The following is a 21,864-nucleotide window of genomic DNA, read 5'->3' as shown; positions in this document are numbered from 1 at the left end:
GGGTTACCGGGTGGTGAGGGGGAGGATGGAGCCTAGGCCGTTGGGGCGGCCTACGTCGGCGGCGGGGAGGACCAGCGCGGCGCAGCCGGCTGCCACGGCTCCCGCGTCGGCCGGGGTGTCGCCGACCATGAGGGCGTGCTCCGGGTCGACGCCGAGCATTCCGCAGGCGCGCCAGAAGATCGCCGGGTCCGGCTTGCAGCGACCCACCTCGTACGAGAGCACGAAGGCGTCGACCAGGTCGGCGAGGCCCCAGGCGGCGAAGTGGGGGCGGATGTCGAAGCCGATGTTGCTGACCACCGCCACCCGTACGCCGGCCGCCCGTAGGGCCGCCAGGGTGGGCGCGGTGTCCGGGTACGGTACCCAGCCCTCGGGCGTCAGCAGCCGCTCGTAGAGGGCGTCGGCGAAGCCGTCGATGCCCGCGTCGACCGTGGCGGCCAGCCCGGTGTACGCGCCCCGGTGGGCGTGCTCGTAGAGATCCCGGTCGGCCCACAGCTCGGCCAGCTGCGGTGGCACCCGGGCGGGCAGCGGCCCGCCGGCCCGACCTGCGGTGAGCAGCCGGTCGGCCAGCGAGGTGGCCCGGACCCGGTCAAGGTCCACACCACACGTGGCGGCGGCGGCCAGGACCCACTCGCGGGGCTCCTCCACCTGGGCGAGCGTGCCGTGGAAGTCGAGCAGTACCGCCTCCACCGGACGGCGGGACGGCGTCGGCTGGACATCACGTACGGAGTCGGTCGGTTCGGCATGATCCGGCACGTGCTGCACCCTACCGACCCCCTCCGACCCGGCTGGCGGTCGGCCTTGCCGGGTACCTGTCAGGCGTACGGACTAATCTTGAGAACATGTCGAGCCCCGCCGAGCGGTACGCCGCGGCGCGCCGCCGGGCCGCCCAGGCCTCACAGTTCCCGGCGCTGGAAGAATTCACCTCCGATATCGGGTTCGACCTGGACGATTTCCAGCGTGAGGCGTGTCAGGCGCTGGAACGGGGCAGCGGCGTGCTGGTGTGCGCGCCCACCGGCGCCGGCAAGACCGTGGTCGGCGAGTTCGCCGTACACCTGGCGTTGCGCGGCACGCCCGGCAAGCCGGCACCGACCGACGGCGCGCGGCGCAAGTGTTTCTACACCACGCCGATCAAGGCGCTGTCCAACCAGAAGTACCACGATCTGGTCGACCGCTACGGCGCCGAGCAGGTCGGGCTGCTCACCGGCGACAACGCCATCAACGGCGACGCTCCGGTGGTGGTGATGACCACCGAGGTGCTGCGCAACATGCTCTACGCCGGCTCGGCCACGCTCGAAGGCCTGGCGTACGTGGTGATGGACGAGGTGCACTACCTCGCCGACCGGTTCCGGGGCGGGGTGTGGGAGGAGGTCATCATCCACCTGCCCGCCTCGGTCACCCTGGTGTCGCTGTCGGCGACCGTGTCCAACGCGGAGGAGTTCGCCGACTGGCTGATCACCGTGCGGGGCGAGACCACGGTGGTGGTCAGCGAGCACCGGCCGGTGCCGCTGTGGCAGCACATGCTGGTCGGCAAGCGGATGTTCGACCTGTTCCACGACGCGGCCGCCGCCCGTAAACACGACGTGCACCCGGAGTTGCTGCGCTACACCCGGGAGACGGTCCGCCGTCTCGACCTGGGCGAGGGGCGCGCCGCCGGCTGGGGTGGGCGGCGGGGACCGCGCTGGCGTGGGCCGTCGCGGCCGGACATCGTCGAGCGGCTGGACCGCGAGGGGCTGCTGCCGGCGATCCTGTTCATCTTCAGCCGGGCCGGTTGCGCCGCCGCCGTGCAGCAGTGCCTGGCCGCCGGGCTGCGACTGACCTCGCCCGAGGAACGGGCCGAGATCCGTCGGGTGGTGGAGTCCCGGGTGACCGCCATCCCCGGCGAGGACCTGTCGGTGCTGGGCTACTGGGAATGGCTCGACGGCCTGGAGCGTGGGCTGGCCAGCCACCACGCCGGGATGTTGCCGGTGTTCAAGGAGGTCGTCGAGGAGCTGTTCGTCCGAGGGCTGGTCAAGGCAGTCTTCGCCACCGAGACCCTGGCCCTGGGCATCAACATGCCGGCCCGCTGCGTGGTGCTGGAGCGCCTGGTCAAGTACAACGGCGAGGCGCACGTCGACCTGACGCCGGGGGAGTACACCCAGCTCACCGGGCGGGCCGGGCGGCGGGGCATCGACGTGGAGGGGCACGCCGTCGTGGTGTGGTCCCCGGAGACCGACCCCCGGCACGTGGCGGGTCTGGCCTCGACCCGCACGTACCCGCTGCGGTCCAGCTTCCGGCCCTCGTACAACATGGCGGTCAACCTGGTCGGCAGCGTCGGCGCCGACCCGGCCCGCGCGTTGCTGGAGTCCTCGTTCGCCCAGTTCCAGGCGGACCGGTCGGTGGTCGGCCTGGCCCGGCAGGTGCAGCGCAACACCGAAACCATCGAGGCGTACGGCGTGGAGGCGGAGTGCCACCACGGTGACTTCGACGAGTACTTCGCGTTGCGAGTGTCCATCGCCGACCGGGAGCGGGCGATCGCCCGGCAGGGTCAGAGCCAGCGTCGGGCGGCGGCGGTGGCCGCGTTGGAGCGGCTGCGTGTCGGTGACGTGATCCGGGTGCCGTCGGGTCGGCGTGCCGGCCTGGCCGTGGTGCTCGACCCGGCCGCCGGTGGGTTCAGCGAGCCGCGTCCGCTGGTGCTGACCCAGGATCGCTGGGCCGGGCGGATCAGCCCCGGCGACTTCACCACGCCGGCCGAGGTGCTGGCCCGCATCCGGGTGCCCAAGCACTTCAACCCCCGTAACCCGGCGGCCCGTCGTGACCTGGCGGCGCAGGTCAGCGGCACCGGCCTGGACCGGCACAGCCGTCGAGGCGCCCGGGGCCGGCAGTCGGGCGAGGACCACCAGCTCACCCAGTTGCGGGCCGAGTTGCGGCGACACCCCTGTCACGCCTGCCCGGAGCGGGAGGAGCACGCCCGTTGGGCGGAGCGTCGTCGCCGGCTGGAGCGCGACACCGAGGAGTTGCGTGAGCGGGTGGCCGGGCGGACAGGATCGCTGGCGCGTACCTTCGATCGGATCGTCGCCCTGCTCACCGCCCGGGGCTATCTCACCGCCGAGGGCGAGGTGACCGACGCCGGGCGGATGCTGGGACGGATCTGGACCGAGGCCGACCTGCTGGTGGCGGAGTGCCTACGTCGGGGGGTCTGGGACGGGATGTCGCCTGCCGAGTTGGCCGCCGCGGTCTCGGTGGTGGTCTTCGAGGCACGGCGTGACGTCGACGAACGGGCGTCCCTGCCGCGCGGTCCGGTCGCCGAGGCGGTCGACGCGACGTTGAAGCTGTGGAGCGAGATCGAGGCCGACGAGGCCGCCCGTGGTCTGACCGTCACCCGCGAGCCGGATCTGGGTTTCGCCTGGCCGATCTACCGGTGGGCCCGGGGCGAGGCGTTGGCCAAGGTGCTGGCCAGTGGACACGAACTCGACGGCGAGATGCCGGCCGGTGACTTCGTCCGCTGGGCTCGTCAGGTGGTGGACCTGCTCGGTCAGGTCGCCGACTCCGGTGGTGCCTCGGCGGACCTTCGGGCCACCGCCCGGCAGGCGATCGGTGTCGTCAACCGGGGTGTGCTCGCCTACCACGCGCCGGCCTGATCCGGCTTCGTCACTCAACGTAAGGTCGAGTCGGGCTGGCGGTGAGGTCACCGAACGGCAACGGTTCGCATCCGACAACTGTTCCTATTGTGCCTGCTGAACGCTTCCCTGATCATTCTACCGGTGCGTAAGCCGCGTGCCGGTGGAAGCTCTGGGGGGAGCTGTCGTGGCGGAAATCAATCACTTTGAGTACGGATGGATCACACCTGCGCTCAGCTACGCGCTGTCGGTGCTGGGGTCCGTTCTCGGGCTGATCTGTGCGGGCCGGATCCGCACCGCGTCGAGTGCCGGCCAGCGGGCCTGGTGGGGAATTCTCGCGGCCTGGGCCATCGGCGGCACCGCCATCTGGACGATGCACTTCATGGCGATGCTCGGCTTCGCCGTGAGCGGCTCCCGGATCAGGTACGACGTGCCGGTCACCGTCGTCAGCGCGCTGCTCGCGGTGGTGGCGGTGGGTATCGGGCTGGCCATCGTCGGCACCGGCCGGCTGTCGGCGGTACGGCTGCTCGCCGGTGGGCTGTTCACCGGCGCCGGGGTGGCGGCGATGCACTACACCGGCATGGCCGCGATGCGACTCAACGGCGAACTGGGCTACGACCCCACCCGGGTCGCGCTCTCCCTGCTGATCGCCGTGGTCGCCGCCACTGCCGCGCTGTGGCTCGCGATGACGGTACGTCGCGGCGTGGCGATCTTCGCGTCGGCGCTGGTGATGGGCGTGGCGGTCAACGGTATGCACTTCACCGGGATGAGCGCCCTGTCGGTGCACCTGCACGAGCGGCGGGGGGAGGTTGCCGGCGCGGAGGTGGGCAGCCTGCTGATCCCGATCGTACTGCTCGTGATCTTCGGCGTGGTGGGCCTGGTCTACGCGCTGCTCGCGGCGCCCACCGACGAGGACCGGGCCGCCGCGGCCTACCTGGCCGCCCGTCGAGCCCCGGCAGCCGAGCCGGTCGGCGACGACTCGCCGGACCCGGTGGGGTTGCGCGCCCGCTCGACCCTGGCCCGCCCCGGTGCCCAGTTCCCGTCCCGCCGGGACCGCCCGCCGCGCTGACCCGCGCACCGATCTGCGCGGTCCCTCGTGGACGGTGGCGGAAAGTGTCGTACCCGGTACCCATCATGTATTCATGGCTGTCCCCGCCCTCACCCCGCGCAACACCCCACCGCGCTCGCTGCCGCTGCGCGAGGCGCGCACCCGACTGAGTCAGCTCGTCGCGATGGCGGAGCTGACCGACACCGTCACCGTGGTCACCCGCGACGGCGACTCCCGGCCGGTCGCCGCGATCGTGCCGGCCGACGCCGCCCGCAGCGCCGCGCAGGCTCGCGCCGACGCCGGCCGGCTCGCCGAGGTCACCGCGGGTTGGTCCCGTCGCCTCGAAGCGCAGCGTGAGCAGGCCGGTCGCCGGCACGCCGCCGAGCTGCGCGCGATGCGGGCGGCGCTGGCCGAGGTGTGGGCCGCGCTGGAGCGCCGGGCCGCGCCGGGCGACGCCGAGCTGGCCCGGCTGCGCGCCGGACACGCCGACCTGCTCGACGGCTGACCGTCCGCTGCATCGCCTCGACACGCATCTCGCTTGGGTAACTGTGGGTCACCCGATGGCGCTGGTCGGCCACAATAGACCCTCACGATGGGCGTAGCCGGGGGTGACGATGAGCGGATCCGAAGCACCAGGCGGCGCGCCCGCGCCGTCACCCGCGAGTTCCGGTCCCACGCCGCGGATGCGGTGGCTGCGCCTCGCCGCGCTGATCCTGCTGCTGGTGGTGGCTGTGGTCACGGTGGTGCGGGTGGTCAGCGTGACCGGCCCGCCCAGTCGTGACCAGTTGCGGGAACGAGCCGGGCTCACCGGCAAGCAGGAGCTGCTGATCGGGGTCAAGGACGATCAGCCGGGTGTGTCGCAGTTGCTGGAGAACGGCGCGTTCGTGGGCTTCGACATCGAGATCGCCTACATGATCGCCGAGGATCTCGGCTTCGACGCGCCACGGGTGCGGTTCCTGCCCATCGAGAGCGAGGACCGGGCCCGTCGGCAGGCCCCCACTCCGGACGGGCGCTTCGTCACCGTCGATCTGGTCATCGCCTCGTACAGCATCACCGACGACCGTCGACGTCAAGGCGTGGTCTTCTCCGCACCCTATCTGCAGACCGAGCAGTCGGTGGTCACCCGCGCCGACAGCAAGCTGGCACCGACCACGTTCGCCGATCTGGCCGGCCGCAAGGTCTGCACGCTGGCGACCTCGACGGCCGAGCGGAACCTGGCTGCGGCCGGTGCGCAGGCTCACGGCCGCAACCGGATCAGCCAGTGCATCCAGGAGCTGTACGACGGCACGATCGACGCGGTCACCACCGACGCGGCGGTCCTGGCCGGATTCGTGGCTCCGCCCCTCGCCGAGCAGGCGCCGCCGGTGCGGAAGCTGAAAAACCCCACCCCGTTGCGTCACTTCGACATCGGTGCCGACGGTGATGAACTGTGGGGGGTCAACACCGGCCCCAACCCGGCCATGCGTGACCTGGTCAATCTCTCCCTGGAGGAGGCGCGCAACGGCCGCAACGGCAAGCGGTGGCGGACGGCCTTCGACCGCTACTTCGGCTACTCGCAGAAATACAACGACCAGCAGCAGGTTGCGGTTGACCAGCAGCCACCGCCCGGCCCGGCGGACAAGGTGGAGGTGCGGCAGTGGCCATGGGAGAGGTTCGCCTGGCGGCACCCGAACCAGCCACGGCCGGGCCTGTCGGCCGCCGCCGTCCGGGTGCGCGCCAGACGCAGCAGTGGCTGCTGACCGTACTGCCGGCCTTCCCGGTACTGCTGCTGGTCCTGCGGTTGTGGCGGCTCAGTCGACAGGACATGTCGACAATGCTGCTGCTGGTGCAGTACGTCAGCCCGCTCGGGCTGCTCAGCGCACTGCTCATCGCGCTGGTCTGGGCGGTACCGCTTGTGGTGCTGGTGCCGGTCGTGCTCGGTCGACTGTTGCAGGTCAGCGCCCCGCAGCGATTCGACCCGGAGCGGTCGCTGCTGGCGTACGCCGCCGCGCGTACGCCGGGTTGGGTGCTGGTCGTGGCGGCGGCGCTCGCCGCCCTCACCTGGCAGCTGCGGTTCCTGCCCGGGCTGGTGATGATGCTGGTCTGGCTGGTCGCCCTGCACACCCGCAGCCGCTACCCGGATCGACCGCGGCTGCTGCTGGCCACCGGCCTGATCCTGCCGGTCGTCGTGGCGGCGGCCAGCTACGCCTGGCTCGCACCGGCCATCGGGTCGGCCGTCGGGCACGGCGAGCTGGCCACGGCCCTGCTGCTGGCGCTCCCGCCCGCCGGTGCGCTGGTGTTGACCGGCCCGGTGCCGGCGCGGATGGCCCCGGCGGTGACCCGGGCGGTCATCTACGCGGTCGGCGGGCTGCTGCCGCTGCTGACGGGTGCGGTGTTCCTGCGCGTCCCGTTGCTGCCCGCGGTGGCCGTCGAGGTCGGTGAGCCGCAGACCCAGGAGGTGGTGCTGGGCGAGGCGGTGACGGTGACTGACCGGATGACAATCGTGCTGAGCCGCGCCGGCGAGGTGCGCTTCCTGCCCAACGACGAGGTGCGGGCGCAGGTGCTCTGCCCGGACGCCGACCGGGTGCCGAGCAGCCGGGTTACCGTGGCCCGATGGCCGGTGGAGGACACCGCGTTGGAATGGCTCATGCCGCGTCGACCGGTGGGCCCGCCCGATCCGCGCTGCGGCGGCCTGGTGCCGTTGCCGGCGCCCTCCCCGTCAGCCGGGCCGTGACCGCCCCTTGAGGCGGCGGCCCAACTCGCGGGCGATCTCCCGGTCCGCGTCGCGGGCGGCGAGCGCCTGACGCTTGTCGTACGATTTGCGGCCCTTGGCCACGGCGAGTTCGACCTTGGCCCAGCCGCCGGAGAAGTACATCGACAGTGGCACCAGGGTGAACCCGCCCTCCCGGATCTGCGCCAGGATCCGGGCGATCTCCACCCGGCGCAGCAGCAGCTTGCGGGTTCGGCGGGGAGCGTGGTTGGTCCAACTGCCGTAGCCGTACTCGGCGATGTGCAGGCCGTACAGCATGATCTCCCCGTCGCGTTCCTGGGCGAAGGCGTCGACAAGCGAGACGCGGCCGGCCCGCAGCGACTTGACCTCCGTACCGGCCAGCACGATCCCGGCCTCGTACGTCTTGAGGATGGTGTAGTCGTGCCGGGCCTTGCGGTTCGATGCGACAAGGGTCCGCTCGCCACTGCGGGAGGTGCTCACCCGGCGAAGGATATCCGCCGCGGGCGGAACCGACGTCGCAGCGCCCTGCTCAGGGCAGCCGGTTGCGCAGCCGGTCGGCCAGATCCGTCACCGCGGCCCGGAACCGGGGATCGGCCTCGCCGGGCCAGTGCCCGATGATCTGTGGTGGCACGCTGTCGCCGGGTGGGGGAACCACGTCGACCGGGTCGCGGAGGCGTCGATCGACGGTGCCCGGTGGCCCGGGCAGCACCGGATCCCGGCCCGGGCGGTGCGGTGAGAAGACCCAACCGCCGATCGGGTCGGTGTCGCGCCACAGGTTCAGCCACCGCCAGTTCACCCGCTTGCCCACATCGAGCAGCGCCTGCTCGTTGACGTACGCGGGAAACAGCCGCCCGTACAGCCGGCGCAGCGGTGACCCGTACGTGAGCAGGGCCAGGTGGCCGCAGACCTCCCGGGGCAGTTGCAGCACCGTGGCGGCGAGCAGCACCGCGCCGTGGCTGTGCCCGGTCAGCAGGACGCCGTGACCCTGCTCGGTGAGGTAGGTGATCCGTCGGCTCAGCTCCGGCACCGCCCGCTCGGCGTAGCAGGGTGGGGCGAACGGGTGTGCCGCCCGGGGCCAGAAGGTGCCCAGGTCCCACAGCACCCCGACGTACCGGCGGAACTCGGCTGTGCGGTAGGCGAAGATGCCGCCGATGAACAGGGCGAGCACCACGGCCGCGATGAGGAAGCTGCCCACCTGGATGCCGAAGTTGGTCGCCGCCTCCGGTATCCCGGTCAGCTGCTCGACGACCTGGCCGGGAGCGAGTTGCAACATCCCGAGCAGAATGGTGGGTAACCCCACACCGACCACACCGGCGTAGATCACCGCGAGGGTCTCCAGACGTTCGGTGAACCGTGCCCGGGCGATGGTGTGTACGACCTGCCGCAACCGGTACCAGGCCGAGGCGGGGGCGTGGGGGAAGTCGCGGGCGACGGTGGCCCGGGCGCTGCTCATCCGCACCGGCCAGCTCGCGAGGGTCACCACCACCGCGCCCACCAGGACGATCACCGCCGCCAGCAGGAACACGAAGATGGCCCACTTGAAGCCGAGCGGCGCGGAGACGGTGTGTTCGTCGTCGGCCCGGGCCCGGCGGTTGAGCAGATCCGCGACCCGGAAGACGAGGTCTGCGGTGAGGGCGAGCGCCAGACCGGTCGCGGTGGCGGCGATGACCGGTGCCCCGAGCCCCTGCAACGGCCCCCATCCGAGCCCGTTGCAGCCGAACCCACGCCGCATCTCCTCCGGGTCGATTCCCATGTCCGGGTCGATCCCCGCGCCGCTAGACGGGATTGCCACGCCAATCTTGTCGCGTAGTTGGCCCCGGGTGGCGAGGGCCGCCACTCCGAGCGTGAACAGCAGGGCCGTCTGCGCGAGGATGACCAGGCCGACCATCACGCTGTATCCGGGCAACCCCTCCGCCGATCGCCAGGGTGTCGGGTCGACCGCCACCACGACCAGGACCAGTGCGGTGAGCACGCAGGCAGCGGTGCGCAGAAAAGAGCAGAACCGGTCCACCCGTCTGCTGACCGGGGCGTCGATCCACGGCCGGACGCAGAGCATCGTGACGCAGGCACCGAGTATCGCGATCGCCACGACGGTGGGAGCGACACTCACCGCCGACGGGCCGGCGACGCAGCGGGCGATGAGCAGGCCGATGCTCAGGGTGGCGAACCCAGCGGCGACGTGCAGCGAACGCAGGCGACCCACCAGCGGCGCGCCGTCCCACTGGCCCACCGCACTGAGTGCGTGGGGGTTCGACTCGTCGGCCGTCCGGTGGAAGGCGTCGAAGTTGTGTCCCGGTCGTATGCCGAGCCGCCAGACCAGCCCGAGGGCGGCGGCCGGTGCCAGGGCGAGCACCGACAGGCGTAGGCCGGTGGGTCGTCCGCTGAGCCAGGACAACCACGGTCGGTTCGCCGTGCAGATCGGGTTCGACATGCACCGGACGGCGATCAGGTCCAGTGCCACCCCCATCGTGGCGAGCACGTACAGCATGGTGAGGGTGAGGGCGAGCAGCCGGCAGGTCGCCTTGATCCCCGCGCCGGAGTTGCCCTGGGTCGCCGGTCGCATCCAGATGGCGACGTTGCAGAGCATGAACGGCAACAGGAACATCAGCGACAAGGTCCGGACGGTCGTCCCGGAGGGCAGATCACTCCAGCGGTACGCCTCCAGGGTCACCCCGGCTGGGCCCTTGGCGTCCGGATAGTCCGGATGCGGCCGGTAGAAGCCGCCGCTGCCGTCCCCGGCGACCTGGTAGGCGTGCGGACGGTTCAGAATCTGCTCGGCCCCGGCACCGGACACACCATGGACCCGCAGTTCCACGACATCGACGTGGGCCTGCGGTCCGCTTGTCATTCGTCCCCCGGGGTCGTCTCTGCCGGCCGGGCGTGGCGGAACCCGACCGAACCGCTGCGGGTGCGGCGTCGCCGTCTACCCGCCCCGACGCCGGTCACGCCTGCGGCATGGGTGGACGTTGTGCCGGACGGGGTTGCCGGTGATGCGGCGGGCCGGACGAACGGGAGCGGACAAGGGGCTTGAAAACCTAGTTTCCCGGTAGGAATATAGGTATACTTCATCCGTGCTTCCGCCCTCGGCGGGCGGTCCGCCCCGTCGATCTGTCGAAAGAGACGATCATGACCAAGCTGGAACCCCAACCGTCACCCACCGCACCCGAGAGCCGGTTCTCCATCAACGAGGACTGGGCCGCCACCCTCCTGGGTCTCGCTCTGCTCGGCCTGGTCCTGGCCGGTGCGATCCCCGCTGGGCTGGTGCCCTGATGGCCACCGAGGCAACCCGGGGTGCCGCGCAGACCGGGCCGCAGGCCGGGCTCCTCGCTCCGCCGCCGCGAGACCGCAGGTTCTGGGCCTGGACGGCCGCCGGCCTGCTGGTGGTCCTGCTCCTCGCCGCGCTCACCCGCTATCTCGAACAGCAGGTGCCCGAGTGGGCGGCCGGCACGGCGCTGGAGGACATCGCGGCGGCGATCGAGTATCCCGTCTACGCCATCGTGCTCGGTCTGCTCGGCAATCTGGTGGTCACGCTGACCGGGTTGCACGACCGCATCGCCGCCGCATTCCGTACCGAGTTCTTCATCAAGACCGGTCTGGTGCTGCTCGGTGCCTCGATCAATCTCGCCGTGATCGCCAGTGCCGCCGGGCCCGCCATCGCCCAGGCGCTGCTGTTGATCTCCGGCGTGTTCCTGTTCACCTGGTGGCTGGCCGGGCGGCTCGGGCTGGACGACAAGCTGCGCGCCCTGCTCGCCTCCGCGGTGTCGATCTGCGGAGTCAGCGCCGCCATCGCCGCCGCCGGGGCGGTCCGCGCCCGTCGCGAGCAACTTGCCTACACGGCGAGCCTGGTGATCGTCTTCGCCCTTCCTTCGATCTTCCTGCTGCCCTGGTTGGCCGACGTGCTCGGACTGTCACCGGCGGTGGCCGGCGCCTGGATCGGCGGCAACATCGACACCACCGCGGCGGTCACTGCGGCCGGGGCGCTGGCCGGCGAGGACGCGCTCCAGATCGCCAGCATCGTCAAGGTCACCCAGAACGCGCTGATGGGCGTGGTGGCGGTGGCGCTCACCGCGTACTTTGCCCTGCACGTCGAACGGCGGCCCGGCTCGGCCCGGCCAGGGCTGGGCGAACTGTGGCGGCGCTTTCCGAAGTTCGTCCTCGGCTTCGTCGCGGCGTCGGTGATCGCCACCTGGTACCTGAAGGCGGTCGGCGCCGACGGCAAGGCCACCATCGCGATCGTCAACGACCTGCGGACCTGGTTCTTCATCCTGGCGTTCGTCAGCATCGGCCTGGAGGTCCGGGTGGCGGCGCTGCGGCAGGCCGGCTGGCGTCCCATCGCGGTGTTCGGTGCTGCCACCGTGTTCAACCTGGTTCTCGCGCTCGGCCTGGCCTCGCTGTTGTTCGCCGGCTTCAGCCTCAGCTGACCCTCAGGGCGGCACCGGCGCGCGGCCGGGGACCTGACGACGGTTCCCGGCCGCGCGCCGTCCTCACAGGGCGGGTACGCCGAGGCGGTCGAGCAGGCGGCGGCGTAGCGCGCCGAAGGCCGGATCGTCGGGGGAGCGGGTGGGCCCGAGGTCAACCGGCAGTTTCTCGGCGATGACACCGGCTTCCAGGACGAGCAGGCGGTCGGCGAGCAGCAGCGCCTCCTCCACATCGTGTGTGACCAACAGGGCGGCGAAGCCGTGTTCGGCCCGCAACCGGCGCAGCAGGCCCTGCATCCGCAGCCGGGTGAGCGCGTCGAGCGCGCCGAACGGCTCGTCGAGCAGCAGCAGGTCCGGCTCGCGGACCAGCGCCCGCGCGACCGCCACCCGCTGCGCCTGCCCGCCGGAGAGTTCGGCGGGCCAGGCCCGGTGCCGCTCGGCGAGGCCGACCTCGGCCAGCGCCCGGGCGACCTGCTTGGCCATGTCCGGACCGCTCAGCCCGAGGGCGACGTTGTCCGCCACCCGTTTCCACGGCAGCAGGCGGTGTTCCTGGAACACCACCGCCGCCCGGCCGCGTAACGTGATCTCGCCGGTGGCCTCGTCGTCGAGGCCGGCGAGCACCCGCAGCAGGGTGCTCTTGCCGGAGCCGCTGCCGCCGAGCAGGGCGACCACTTCACCCGGTGCGATGCGCAGATCGACGCCGGTCAGCACCGTGGTGGCACCGAACCGGCGGCGTACGCCGGTCGCGGTGAGCAGCGGCCCGTTCAGCTGGCCCGAAGTCCGCGACGCCATGTCAGCGTCCTCCTCTCCACGATCCGGATGGCGACGTCGGACAGCAGGCCGAGCAGGGCGTACACAAGCAGGCCGAGGACCACCACGTCGGTCTGACTGAATTCGCGGGCCTCCATCATCAGGAAGCCGATGCCGGTCTGGGCGTTGACCTGCTCGCCGACCACGAGACTGAGCCAGGCTGCGCCGATGGCCAGCCGCAGGCCGAGGAAGAGCGCGGGCAGCGCGCCCGGCAGCACCACGTGTCGCAGCCGGGCGAGTGCGCCCAATCCGCAGGTACGGGCCGCCTCGACCAGTCGCTCATCGATGTCCCGGATGCCGGCGTACGTGTTGAAGTAGAGCGGGAAGAACGCGCCGAGGGCGACCAGACTGATCTTCAACGACTCGCCGATGCCGACCCAGATGATCAGCAGCGGCACCAACCCGAGGTGGGGCAGCATCCGGGCCATCTGCACCGGCGGGTCGACCAGGTCGTCGCCGATGCGCAGCAGCCCGGCGAGCGCGCCGAGCAGGACGGCGAGTCCGCCGCCGATGAGCAAACCGACGCCGGCCCGGGTGAGCGAGTCGAGCAGGTGGGTCAGCAGCGTGCCGTCGCGGGCCAGTCGCCAACCGGTGGCCAGCACCGTGCTGGGTGCGGGCAGCTTCTCCGCGGCCAGCAACCCGGACCGGGCCGCCAGTTCCCACCCGAGGACCAGCAGCAGCGGGGTGGTCGACCGACGCCAGGCCAGGCCGCGTCCGGGCCGTCCGGGCCCGCCCGGTGCGGTGGCCGGGGCGGTGACCGGTGCCGGCCGTACGGCGGTCGCCCTGGTCACTCGAACACCTCGGTGAAGCGGCCGTCGATCCGGGCCCGGATGTCCACCGTGCCGGGGATCAGGTCGAGGGTGGTGAACCCGTCCGCGATGGCCTGCAACTCGTCGCCGACGGCCGGGGTGACCGGTGCCAGCGCGCGGGCGCTGCGGGCCAGCGCCCGGCTGGTGACGTCCTCGGGAATCTTCAGTTCCGGGGCGAGCACCGCGGTGCGTTCGGCGGGGTTGGCGATACCCCAGTCGGTGACCGTGCGGTAGGTGCGCAGGAACGCCTCGATCTGCGGGGACTTGTTCGTCAACGCGTCCGGGTGGGCCAGCACGTACTCGCGGTTGCTGGCCAGGCCGGTGGCGTCGGCGAGGATCCGCACCCCGGGTCGCTCGGCGAGAGCGAAGTAGGGGTCCCAGATGATCCAGGCGTCGACCTGCCCGTTGTCGAAGGCGGGCCGGGCCTCGGCGGGCTTGAGGTACTTGACGTTGATGTCCGACAACGTCAGGTTGTTGGCCTCCAGCAGGCGGACCAGCAGCCAGTGCACGTTGGAGCCCTTGTTGAGCGCCACCGTACGGCCCTTGAGGTCGGCGAAGGTGCGCAGGCCGGAGTCCTCCTTGACCAGTACGGCCTCGCCCTGCGGAATCGGCTCCGAGGTCCCGATGATCTGGAACGGGATCCGGCCGGCGGCGGCGAAGATCGGCGGCGCCTCTCCGGTCTGGCCTATGTCGATGGAGCCGGCCTTGAGTGCCTCGGTCAGCGCCGGCCCGCTCTCGAACAGCGACCACTCGGCGTCCGGCGCTTCACCTCGGGCTTTGACCAGGCTCAGCCCGCCGAAACGCTGGTAGCCGATGCGCAGTCGGGGCGTGTCGTCGCCGCCGGCCGGATCGTCGGCGCAGCCGGTCAGCGCCCCGACGGCGACCAGGGTGAGCACCGTCAGGGCGGCGGTGACGACGCGGGAACGGCGCGGGGCAGAGGTACGCATGAGCACTCCTCGACGGCGGAAGGGGTCCCGTGGACATCGATGAGGTCCAGCGGCGACGACAGCCTACTAACTCGATAGGTTTTATGGGTAGTCTGTTCGCGTGGTCGTTCCCGAGCGCGTCGAGGACGACCGGTCGGACCAGCCAACCCGCGCCCGGAGGATCGAGCCATGTTGACCTTCCACTGGTTCCTGCCCACGTACGGCGACAGCCGGGACATCGTGGGCGGCGGTCACGGCGTGCCGGTGGGCAGGGCCGGCGGCTCCCGTCCGCCGACCGTCGCCTATCTGGGCCAGATCGCCCGTACGGCCGAGCAGTTGGGCTTCGTCGGCGCCCTCACGCCCACCGGGGCCTGGTGCGAGGACGCCTGGCTGAGCACCGCGATGCTGACCGAGGTCACCGAGCGGCTGAAGTTCCTGGTGGCCTTCCGCCCAGGCCTGCTCTCACCGACCCTGGCGGCGCAGATGGCAGCCACCTTCCAGCGTCTGTCCGGTGGGCGGCTGCTGGTCAACGTGGTCACCGGTGGCGAGGCCCACGAACAGCGCGCCTACGGCGACTTCCTGGACAAGGACGCCCGGTACGCCCGTACCGACGAGTTCCTGCACGTGGTGCGGGCCCTGTGGGGCGGTGCGACGGTCGACCACGACGGACAGCACGTCCGGGTCGAACGGGCGCGACTGGCCCGGCTGCCCGACCCGGTGCCACCCGTCTACTTCGGAGGGTCGTCGGCCGCCGCCGGTCCGGTCGCCGCCCGGCACAGCGACGTCTACCTCACCTGGGGCGAGCCGCCCGCGCAGGTGGCCGCGAAGATCGACTGGATCAGGGGGCTGGCCGCCGAGACCGGCCGCGACGTCCGGTTCGGCATTCGGCTGCACGTCATCGCCCGTGACACGAGCGAGGACGCCTGGGCGCAGGCCCGCCGGCTGCTCGACGGCATCGCCGACGCCGACATCCGAGCCGCCCAGGAAGGGCTGCGTCGCAGCGAGTCGGAGGGGCAGCGCCGGATGCTCGACCTGCACGGCGGGTCCCGTGACGACCTGGAGATCTCGCCGAACCTCTGGGCCGGCGTCGGGCTGGTCCGCGGCGGCGCGGGCACCGCCCTGGTGGGCAGCCACACCGAGGTGGCCGACCGGATCGCCGAGTACCACGCCCTCGGCATCGACGAGTTCGTCCTGTCCGGACAGCCGCATCTGGAGGAGGCGTACTGGTTCGGCGAGGGAGTGCTGCCGGTGCTGGGTGAGCGTGGCCTGTGGCAGCACCCGGCCCGACCGGCGGTGACCGTGCCCGAACCCACAGGCATCCCGTTCGCCACCCCACCGGTGCCGGCCGGGCGCGGCTAGGGAGCCGCGCGGAGCCGGGCGGGTCAGCCGGCGTGGCGGGCGAAGAAGTCGGCAAGCACCTCGGTGTGGGTGGAGAAGGCCAACTCGGTCGGCCGGGTCAGCACCAACCATTCGGTGGCCTCCGCCGTGGGCGCCGAGGCGGGCAGCTCCTCGATCGGGCGGGCCGGCAGTTCACCGAAGACGAGCAGGGTGCCGCCCGCCGGCGCGTTCTGCACTGCGACGAGGTCGACCTGGTCCGGGTCGGCGACCAGCCCGGTCTCCTCCCGCAGTTCGCGCACCAGCGCGTGCGCCCACTGCTCGCCGTACTCGATGAAGCCGCCGGGCAGGGCGAGCAGCCCGCGGGCGGGCTCGATGGCGCGCCGCACGGCCACCACACCGAGGCCGTCCGGGGTCCGCACCGGCAGCAGCGCCACCGCGACGGGCAGGGGATTGCGCCACACCGTCTGACCGCAGTTCGCGCAGAGCCGGGGCCAGCCGGCCTCTGTGGGATACGCCGTGCCGCAGTACGAGCAGTGCGAGTAGGCCACTCCGGTCATGCCGCTGCACGTTACGCCCCGCCCACCCGCGATCGCCGGCCCGGGTCGGCGCGCACCGTCCGGTGTGGTCAGGTGGTGATGCGGGCGTTGCCGATCGCGTCCATCCGCCCCCACCGGCCGGGGATGTCGAGCAACTCGATCCGGCCGAAGCGCTGCGGGATCGCGGGGTGGACCACCAGGTGCTCGCCGTACGGTTCGAGGCCGAGCAGGGTGCGCAGCAGCAGGAAGGTCGAGCCGGTCGCGGACGCCTGCGGGCTGTTCGCCGCCGGATACGGCACGGGATAGCGGGTCAGTTCCCGGTCGTAGCCGGCGAACGACTCCGGCATCCGCCCGCCGAAGTGCTGTGCGGCGTCGATGATGCCCTCGGCGATGATCCCGGCCTCGGCGACGAAGCCGTACCGGCGCAGCCCGGCGGCGATCAACGCGTTGTCGAACGGCCACACCGTGCCCAGGTGATAGCCGAGCGGGTTGTACCTGGCCTGTCCGGTGCCCAGCGTCCGCACTCCCCAGCCGGAGTACATCTGGGGTCCGAGCAGGTGTCGGGCCACCGCCGGGGCCCGGGACTCGTCGACGATGCCGCTCCACAGCAGGTGGCCCATGTTCGAGGCGAGGGCGTCGACGTGGTCGCCGTCCGGGCCGAGCGCCAGCGCGAAGTACTCGCCCTCCTCGACCCAGTAGTCCCGGTTGAACCGCTGCTTGAGCTCCTCGGCCTGCCGTTCCAGGCGGTCGGCGTACGCCGGGTCGCCCCAGAACTCACGGGCGAGCCGGGCACCACGACGCTTGGCGTCGTACGCGTAACCCTGGAGTTCGCAGGTGGCGCGGGGCAGTCCCGGCAGCCGGCCGTCGCGGTAGCAGATCGCCTCCGGCGAGTCCTTCCAGCAGTGGTTCATGGCACCGCTGTTCTCGTTGCGTCGCCGGTACCAGAGGTAACCGTCACCTCGGATGTCGCCGTACTCGTCGATCCAGTGCAGCGCCGCGCGGGCGGCGTCCTCCAGGTCACGGACCAGTTGACCGTCGCCGGTCCACCGCTCGTACTCGTCGAGCAGTACGACGAACAGCGGCGTGACGTCCGCGCCGCCGAAGTACGGGGACTGGGGGCGTTCCTCGAAGGCCGCCAACTCCCCGTACCGGAACTCGTTGAGGATCTTCCCGGGTTCCTCGTCCCGGAAGTCGTCGAGCACCGTGCCCTGGACCAGGGCGAGCAGCCGGAGCGTGGTGGCGGCCGTACGGGGCACGAAGGGCAGCGTCTGGTAGCAGGTGAGGATGGCGTCGCGGCCCACGATGGTGGCCGACCAGGGCAGACCGGCGGTGAGCATCGTCTCGTGCGGCATCGCGAGCGGGGCGAACCGCAGGCCGGCCAGGTCGGCCAGGCCGCGTTGGTAGGTCGTGGTCAGTGGTTGCCAGTCGCAGTGCAGTCGGGGCGCGTCGGCCAGCCACCGACTCAGGTCGTGGCGCAACTGGGCACCGACCTGGCCGTGGGTGTGCCCCAGCTGTTCGCGTACGTCGGCACCGTCCGGGCGGAGCACCAGGCTCCGGACGGTCAGGGTCGTGCTCCACCGCCCCTGCCGGTCGACCTGGATCCGGTAGGTCATCCCCTGGTTGTCGACAGCGGCCGGTTCGGTGGTCGAGACCTCGGTGGCCCGGTGGAACCGTTCCCGGCGGTAGCCGAGCCGCAACCGGTCTTCGGACACCTCCCGGTATCCGCGCAGCCGCGTCGCCCGCGGCCAGACCACGTTGTAGATCGGCGCGAAGTCGCTGTCGATGTCGATGCGCAACACGTAGTCGGCCGGCTCGCAGGTGTGGTTGAGCACGGTGAGGCGTTCGGTGAAGCTGCTGTCGGAGATCCACCGGTCCCGGATGATCGAGACCTTCGCGTCGACGTAGTGCGTCGGGTTGCCGGGGACCAGGAACAAGCGGAGCTCGTAGTAGCTCGGTTCGTGGATCGCCAGCGGGTGCAGCTGCTCGCCGTCGAGGGTCAGCCGCCAGGTGGACAGGAAGCGGGTGTCGAAGACGAAGAACCCGCTCGGGCTGGGCGGGTCGAAGGTCATGTCCCCGTTGTCCTCGCTGAGCGCGAAGATGTTGCCGTCGAGGATGCGCACCATCCGTTTCATGCGGGTTCCGCCGACGGCATTGTCGCCGCGTCCCGCGGATGGTGGGCACCCTTCGGCGGGGCGAAGAGGCGCTCCAGCATGATCACGAAACGGAATTCGCCGTCCGCGGTGAAGTCGTTGCGCAGCCAGGCGGACAGGGGCTTGATCTCGCCGTGTGCCATCCGCAGGAACAGCGTCTCGTCGGCGCCGATCACCGTGTCGGCCGTCACCGCGCCGCCCTGGGAGACGGTGATCCGGCCCTGGTCGATGGTGACCAGCCAGTGGTCCACCCCGCGGGCGTGGACGAGATCGAAGCGAACGCTGCCGGAGACCTGCCGGAGCATCCGACCACCGCCGTGGGTGAGGTCGTCGAAAAACGCCCGAACCGACTCCGACATCGCACCAACTCCAAGGGTCGCGCCCGGCGGTGATCGCAGCGAAGGATCGGATCCGCGCAAACGGTCGGTCGGGTGGAGCGCAGACCCCGCCGCTGTTTGTCACTTTAGCGGCTTTGATCCGGGTACGAGCCCTCCTCTGCCGGGCTGTCGGCTCCGGCGGCCAGGTCCTCGATATTGCCGTTGGTTTGCCCTGCGAATGCGTCTATGGTGGTTCGATGTACCCCGTCGCCCTGCTGAACCGCGTCGCCGTCGTCACGGCGACGCCGGTGTCGGCTGCGGCGACCCGCACGGTCTGGGTGCCCGGGCAGGTTGGTCACGGCCAGCCGAGCCCCGCAGGCCGGAGCCCTCCGGGAATCGTCCAACCCACCGGACGACCAAGGGCGAAGCCAAAGGCTTCGGCCCTTTTCTATTTTCCAGGAGAGGGATCCGACATGAGCACCGACACGTTCGACCAGAAGTGGCTGACCGACCTCAAGACGACGCTGACGTACGAGTTCGAAGCGCAGACCGCGCGGCTCACCGAGTTGACCGCTGACACCGGCGACCCGGCCGAGGCACACACCAACGCCGCGTTGATCGCCGCCACCCGCCAGAGCCTGGCCCAGATCACCGACGCGCTGCGACGGATGAGCAGCGGGAGCTACGGCGACTGCGAGAAGTGCGGCACGGCCATCCCGCGTGAGCGCTTGGAGATCCTGCCGCAGGCCCGCTTCTGCGTGCCCTGCCAGCAGAAGCAGAACGGCTGACCCGGCACGGGCTGCCGGACCGGGTCACCGGTGCGGCAGCCCACCGTCGCCGGTGGCGCTGCCCTCCGCCAGGGTGGCGCTGCCCTCCGCCAGGGTGGCGCTGCCCTCCGCCAGGGTGGGGTTGGTGGAGCCCATGATCAGTGAGGCGGTGACCGTGGCGGTCACGCCGTCGGGCCGGTGGGTGAGGGTCAACGCCCCGGTCAGCTGATGAGCCAACCAGAGCCCCCGACCGCCCGGGGTGTCGGTGGCCGGCCGCTGCACGGTCAGGTCGACCCCACCGGGCCCGTGGTCGCTCACCTCGCAGACCAAACGGTCGGGGTACCGGAGCAGTTCGAGACGGCCCCGGCCGCCGCCGTGCAGCACGGCGTTGGTGACCAGTTCGTGGACGGCCAGGACGAGGTCCTCGGCCGCGTCGCCGCGCAGGCCGGCGGCGGCGATCCGCGCGGCGAGCAGGTGCCGCAGCGCGGTCACCGTCTGCCCGGTGAAGGACAACGAGAGCAACGAGTCGACCTCGTCGCCGTCGGATGAGGCGCCGTCCGGACCGCTGGCGTCCGGTCGGTCGAGGTTGCTCATGCTGGCAGATTACGTCGTCCGGCGACATCCGCACCCGTTGCCCGACGGCAAGCTCCTGGGAGCGGGCGCTCCGGCGACGCCTCGCGGACCGATGTGCCGTCTCGGGTGAGGCGGGCGTCGCGGTGGCCGCCGTGCCCTGGCCGTGCTTTGCTCTGCTTCAATCCGTGCCACGCTCCGCTACCGCAGTCGGGTGCGGCGTGGCCGGACCGCGCCCGTGGTTGCCAGGGGCGCGACGAGCATGACAAGGAGATCCGGACATGGCTGACTTCGTCGGCGCCGTCGACCAGGGCACCACCAGCACCCGTTTCATGATCTTCGACCATGGCGGCAACGAGGTGGGTCGCCACCAGCTGGAACACCAGCAGATCCTGCCGCGGGCCGGCTGGGTGGAGCACAACCCGTTGGAGATCTGGGAACGGACCCAGACGGTGGTGCGTACCGCGCTGAACACGCACAGCCTGGCCGCCTCCGACCTGGTCGCGCTCGGCGTGACGAACCAGCGGGAGACCACGGTGGTGTGGAACCGGCGCACCGGCCGGCCGTACTACAACGCCATCGTCTGGCAGGACACCCGTACCGACCGGATCGCCGCGGCCCTGGAACGCGACGGTCGCGGCGAGATCATCCGGCGCAAGGCCGGGCTGCCACCGGCGACCTACTTCTCCGGCGGGAAGATCCAGTGGATCCTGGAGAACGTCGAGGGGGTGCGGGCCGCCGCCGAACGCGGTGAGGCGATCTTCGGCAACACCGACACCTGGCTGCTGTGGCACCTCACCGGCGGCACCGACGGCGGTGTGCACCTCACCGACCCCACAAACGCCAGCCGCACCATGTTGATGGACCTGGAGACCCTCGACTGGGACGACGAACTGCTGTCGTTCTTCGACATCCCCCGCGCGATGCTGCCCCGGATCGTCGCGTCGTCGGACCCGCAGGCGTACGGCACCACCGCGTCGGGCGGCCCGTTCGCCGGGACGGTTCGGATCACCGGCGACCTGGGTGATCAGCAGGCGGCCACCGTCGGACAGGTCTGCTTCGCGCCGGGCGAGGCCAAGAACACCTACGGTACGGGCAACTTCATGCTGCTCAACACCGGTACGGAGATCGTCCGCTCGGAGTCGGGGCTGCTCACCACCGTCTGCTACCAGTTCGCCGGCGAGCAGCCGGTGTACGCGCTGGAGGGCAGCATCGCCGTCACCGGTTCCGCCGTGCAGTGGCTGCGCGACCAGTTGAAGATCATCAGGACCGCCGCGCAGAGCGAAGACCTCGCCCGGCAGGTCGACGACAACGGCGGGGTCTACTTCGTCCCGGCCTTCTCCGGCCTGTTCGCCCCGTACTGGCGCGCCGACGCCCGAGGGGCCATCGTCGGGCTGTCCCGCTACAACACCGACGCCCACATCGCCCGGGCCGCGCTGGAGGCGATCTGCTACCAGAGCCGGGACGTGGCCGAGGCCATGGCGCAGGACTCCGGGGTGGCCGTGGAGTGTCTCAAAGTCGACGGTGGGGTCACCGTGAACGAGTTGTGCATGCAGTTGCAGGCGGACATTCTCGGTGTGCCGGTCAGCCGGCCGGTGGTCGCCGAGACGACGGCGCTGGGTGCCGCGTACGCCGCCGGGCTGGCCGTCGGCTTCTGGAAGGACACCGACGAGTTGCGGGACAACTGGAACGAGAGCCGGCGGTGGCACCCGTCCTGGTCGGCGCAGCAACGCGCGGCCGGGTACGCGGGCTGGCAGAAGGCGGTCGGGCGCACGCTGGACTGGGTGGACGTGGAGTGACCTCACCTTTGTGCGGCTGGTCGGCGGTGGGGCGCGCCCGCTGACGGGCCGTTGCCGGGCATACCCGGCT

At 71.4% G+C, this 21,864-nt stretch carries 20 protein-coding genes; 10 read left to right on the top strand and 10 right to left on the bottom strand.

Going from position 1 to position 21,864, the window contains the following annotated elements; genetic code table 11:
* Positions 1-3: 3 nt before the first annotated feature.
* Positions 4-753, bottom strand: coding sequence for an HAD family hydrolase (locus tag C1A38_RS21630; protein WP_502696948.1), 750 nt, complete (start codon positions 751-753; stop codon positions 4-6).
* An 86-nt stretch (positions 754-839) separates the two neighbouring features.
* Between C1A38_RS21630 and C1A38_RS21625 the strand changes: the two genes are divergently transcribed.
* The 5 genes from C1A38_RS21625 (at position 840) to C1A38_RS21605 (ending at position 7,357) form a co-directional block, all read left to right on the top strand.
* A complete protein-coding gene (locus C1A38_RS21625) occupies positions 840-3,617 on the top strand; it encodes a DEAD/DEAH box helicase (RefSeq protein ID WP_102659585.1) in 2,778 nt (925 codons plus the stop codon).
* A 166-nt stretch (positions 3,618-3,783) separates the two neighbouring features.
* Positions 3,784-4,665, top strand: a complete 882-nt coding sequence (locus tag C1A38_RS21620) for an MHYT domain-containing protein (RefSeq protein WP_102659584.1) — start codon at positions 3,784-3,786, stop codon at positions 4,663-4,665.
* A 73-nt stretch (positions 4,666-4,738) separates the two neighbouring features.
* Positions 4,739-5,149, top strand: coding sequence for a type II toxin-antitoxin system Phd/YefM family antitoxin (locus C1A38_RS21615; RefSeq protein WP_102659583.1), 411 nt, complete (start codon positions 4,739-4,741; stop codon positions 5,147-5,149).
* 178 nt (positions 5,150-5,327) lie between these two features.
* Positions 5,328-6,383, top strand: coding sequence for a transporter substrate-binding domain-containing protein (locus C1A38_RS21610; RefSeq protein WP_102659582.1), 1,056 nt, complete (start codon positions 5,328-5,330; stop codon positions 6,381-6,383).
* Positions 6,287-7,357 carry a hypothetical protein gene (locus C1A38_RS21605; protein WP_102659581.1) on the top strand — a complete coding sequence of 357 codons (1,071 nt, stop codon included), beginning with the start codon at positions 6,287-6,289 and terminating at the stop codon, positions 7,355-7,357. The genes C1A38_RS21610 and C1A38_RS21605 overlap by 97 nt, the downstream gene beginning before the upstream one ends.
* Here C1A38_RS21605 and smpB read toward each other — a convergent pair.
* Complete coding sequence (smpB, locus tag C1A38_RS21600) at positions 7,343-7,834, bottom strand: SsrA-binding protein SmpB (protein WP_102659580.1); 492 nt, start codon at positions 7,832-7,834, stop codon at positions 7,343-7,345. The two genes, C1A38_RS21605 and smpB, sit on opposite strands and share 15 nt — an antisense overlap.
* Before the next feature lie 49 nt (positions 7,835-7,883).
* A complete protein-coding gene (locus C1A38_RS21595; protein ID WP_102659579.1) occupies positions 7,884-10,202 on the bottom strand; it encodes a hypothetical protein in 2,319 nt (772 codons plus the stop codon).
* Between the two features lie 278 nt (positions 10,203-10,480).
* Here C1A38_RS21595 and C1A38_RS31445 point away from each other — a divergent pair, with 278 nt between their 5' ends.
* The gene (locus C1A38_RS31445) at positions 10,481-10,624 is read left to right on the top strand and encodes a hypothetical protein (protein WP_199180278.1); all 144 of its coding nucleotides are present in this window, start codon (positions 10,481-10,483) and stop codon (positions 10,622-10,624) included.
* Positions 10,624-11,775, top strand: a complete 1,152-nt coding sequence (locus C1A38_RS21590; protein WP_102659578.1) for a YeiH family protein — start codon at positions 10,624-10,626, stop codon at positions 11,773-11,775. The genes C1A38_RS31445 and C1A38_RS21590 overlap by 1 nt, the downstream gene beginning before the upstream one ends.
* A gap of 63 nt (positions 11,776-11,838) precedes the next feature.
* Here C1A38_RS21590 and C1A38_RS21585 read toward each other — a convergent pair whose 3' ends face one another.
* Genes C1A38_RS21585 through C1A38_RS21575 form a run of 3 tightly spaced genes read right to left on the bottom strand, consistent with a single transcriptional unit; the run spans position 11,839 to position 14,338 of the window.
* Entirely contained in the window at positions 11,839-12,564 is a 726-nt protein-coding gene (locus tag C1A38_RS21585; RefSeq protein ID WP_102659577.1) for an ABC transporter ATP-binding protein, read from the bottom strand.
* Entirely contained in the window at positions 12,537-13,373 is an 837-nt protein-coding gene (locus tag C1A38_RS21580; RefSeq protein ID WP_102659576.1) for an ABC transporter permease subunit, read from the bottom strand. Before C1A38_RS21580 ends, C1A38_RS21585 begins: the two co-directional genes overlap by 28 nt.
* A complete protein-coding gene (locus tag C1A38_RS21575) occupies positions 13,370-14,338 on the bottom strand; it encodes an aliphatic sulfonate ABC transporter substrate-binding protein (RefSeq protein ID WP_102659586.1) in 969 nt (322 codons plus the stop codon). The genes C1A38_RS21580 and C1A38_RS21575 overlap by 4 nt, the downstream gene beginning before the upstream one ends.
* Positions 14,339-14,506: 168 nt before the next feature.
* On the opposite strand from C1A38_RS21575, the gene C1A38_RS21570 reads away from it, so the two are divergent.
* Positions 14,507-15,676 (top strand): LLM class flavin-dependent oxidoreductase, encoded by a 1,170-nt coding sequence (locus C1A38_RS21570; RefSeq protein ID WP_102659575.1) that lies wholly within the window; start codon positions 14,507-14,509, stop codon positions 15,674-15,676.
* A 23-nt stretch (positions 15,677-15,699) separates the two neighbouring features.
* On the opposite strand, the gene C1A38_RS21565 is transcribed toward C1A38_RS21570, so the two are convergent.
* The 3 genes from C1A38_RS21565 to C1A38_RS21555 form a co-directional block, all read right to left on the bottom strand.
* The gene (locus tag C1A38_RS21565) at positions 15,700-16,212 is read right to left on the bottom strand and encodes an NUDIX domain-containing protein (RefSeq protein ID WP_102659574.1); all 513 of its coding nucleotides are present in this window, start codon (positions 16,210-16,212) and stop codon (positions 15,700-15,702) included.
* A 68-nt stretch (positions 16,213-16,280) separates the two neighbouring features.
* The gene (locus C1A38_RS21560) at positions 16,281-18,323 is read right to left on the bottom strand and encodes an amylo-alpha-1,6-glucosidase (protein ID WP_102659573.1); all 2,043 of its coding nucleotides are present in this window, start codon (positions 18,321-18,323) and stop codon (positions 16,281-16,283) included.
* Positions 18,320-18,700 (bottom strand): SCP2 sterol-binding domain-containing protein, encoded by a 381-nt coding sequence (locus C1A38_RS21555; RefSeq protein WP_102659572.1) that lies wholly within the window; start codon positions 18,698-18,700, stop codon positions 18,320-18,322. The genes C1A38_RS21560 and C1A38_RS21555 overlap by 4 nt, the downstream gene beginning before the upstream one ends.
* A 431-nt stretch (positions 18,701-19,131) precedes the next feature.
* Between C1A38_RS21555 and C1A38_RS21550 the strand changes: the two genes are divergently transcribed.
* On the top strand, positions 19,132-19,446 hold the full coding sequence (locus tag C1A38_RS21550) for a TraR/DksA family transcriptional regulator (protein WP_102659571.1): 315 nt from the start codon (positions 19,132-19,134) through the stop codon (positions 19,444-19,446).
* A 24-nt stretch (positions 19,447-19,470) separates the two neighbouring features.
* Here C1A38_RS21550 and C1A38_RS21545 read toward each other — a convergent pair whose 3' ends face one another.
* Entirely contained in the window at positions 19,471-20,019 is a 549-nt protein-coding gene (locus C1A38_RS21545; RefSeq protein ID WP_102659570.1) for an ATP-binding protein, read from the bottom strand.
* Positions 20,020-20,276: 257 nt separating this feature from the next.
* Here C1A38_RS21545 and glpK point away from each other — a divergent pair, with 257 nt between their 5' ends.
* Positions 20,277-21,794: a glycerol kinase GlpK gene (gene glpK, locus C1A38_RS21540; protein WP_102659569.1), complete on the top strand. Its 1,518-nt coding sequence runs from the start codon at positions 20,277-20,279 to the stop codon at positions 21,792-21,794.
* Positions 21,795-21,864: the final 70 nt, after the last annotated feature.

The sequence above is a fragment of the Verrucosispora sp. ts21 genome (assembly GCF_002879555.1).
Taxonomy (GTDB): Bacteria; Actinomycetota; Actinomycetes; order Mycobacteriales; family Micromonosporaceae; genus Micromonospora; species Micromonospora gifhornensis.
Note: the sequence above shows the minus strand (reverse complement) of the source record. Positions and strands in the feature narration are given on the sequence as shown.

Excerpts from the sequence above, each read along its gene's own strand:
- C1A38_RS21610 (WP_102659582.1), top strand. The coding sequence starts at position 5,328 with ATGCGGTGGCTGCGCCTCGCCGCGCTGATCCTGCTGCTGGTGGTGGCT.
- C1A38_RS21615 (WP_102659583.1), top strand. The coding sequence starts at position 4,739 with ATGGCTGTCCCCGCCCTCACCCCGCGCAACACCCCACCGCGCTCGCTG.
- C1A38_RS21590 (WP_102659578.1), top strand. The coding sequence starts at position 10,624 with ATGGCCACCGAGGCAACCCGGGGTGCCGCGCAGACCGGGCCGCAGGCC.
- C1A38_RS21575 (WP_102659586.1), bottom strand. The coding sequence starts at position 14,338 with ATGCGTACCTCTGCCCCGCGCCGTTCCCGCGTCGTCACCGCCGCCCTG.
- C1A38_RS21565 (WP_102659574.1), bottom strand. The coding sequence starts at position 16,212 with ATGACCGGAGTGGCCTACTCGCACTGCTCGTACTGCGGCACGGCGTAT.
- C1A38_RS21545 (WP_102659570.1), bottom strand. The coding sequence starts at position 20,019 with ATGAGCAACCTCGACCGACCGGACGCCAGCGGTCCGGACGGCGCCTCA.
- C1A38_RS31445 (WP_199180278.1), top strand. The coding sequence starts at position 10,481 with ATGACCAAGCTGGAACCCCAACCGTCACCCACCGCACCCGAGAGCCGG.
- C1A38_RS21560 (WP_102659573.1), bottom strand. The coding sequence starts at position 18,323 with ATGAAACGGATGGTGCGCATCCTCGACGGCAACATCTTCGCGCTCAGC.
- C1A38_RS21585 (WP_102659577.1), bottom strand. The coding sequence starts at position 12,564 with ATGGCGTCGCGGACTTCGGGCCAGCTGAACGGGCCGCTGCTCACCGCG.
- C1A38_RS21570 (WP_102659575.1), top strand. The coding sequence starts at position 14,507 with ATGTTGACCTTCCACTGGTTCCTGCCCACGTACGGCGACAGCCGGGAC.
- C1A38_RS21625 (WP_102659585.1), top strand. The coding sequence starts at position 840 with ATGTCGAGCCCCGCCGAGCGGTACGCCGCGGCGCGCCGCCGGGCCGCC.
- C1A38_RS21605 (WP_102659581.1), top strand. The coding sequence starts at position 6,287 with ATGGGAGAGGTTCGCCTGGCGGCACCCGAACCAGCCACGGCCGGGCCT.
- C1A38_RS21595 (WP_102659579.1), bottom strand. The coding sequence starts at position 10,202 with ATGACAAGCGGACCGCAGGCCCACGTCGATGTCGTGGAACTGCGGGTC.
- C1A38_RS21555 (WP_102659572.1), bottom strand. The coding sequence starts at position 18,700 with ATGTCGGAGTCGGTTCGGGCGTTTTTCGACGACCTCACCCACGGCGGT.
- glpK (WP_102659569.1), top strand. The coding sequence starts at position 20,277 with ATGGCTGACTTCGTCGGCGCCGTCGACCAGGGCACCACCAGCACCCGT.
- C1A38_RS21550 (WP_102659571.1), top strand. The coding sequence starts at position 19,132 with ATGAGCACCGACACGTTCGACCAGAAGTGGCTGACCGACCTCAAGACG.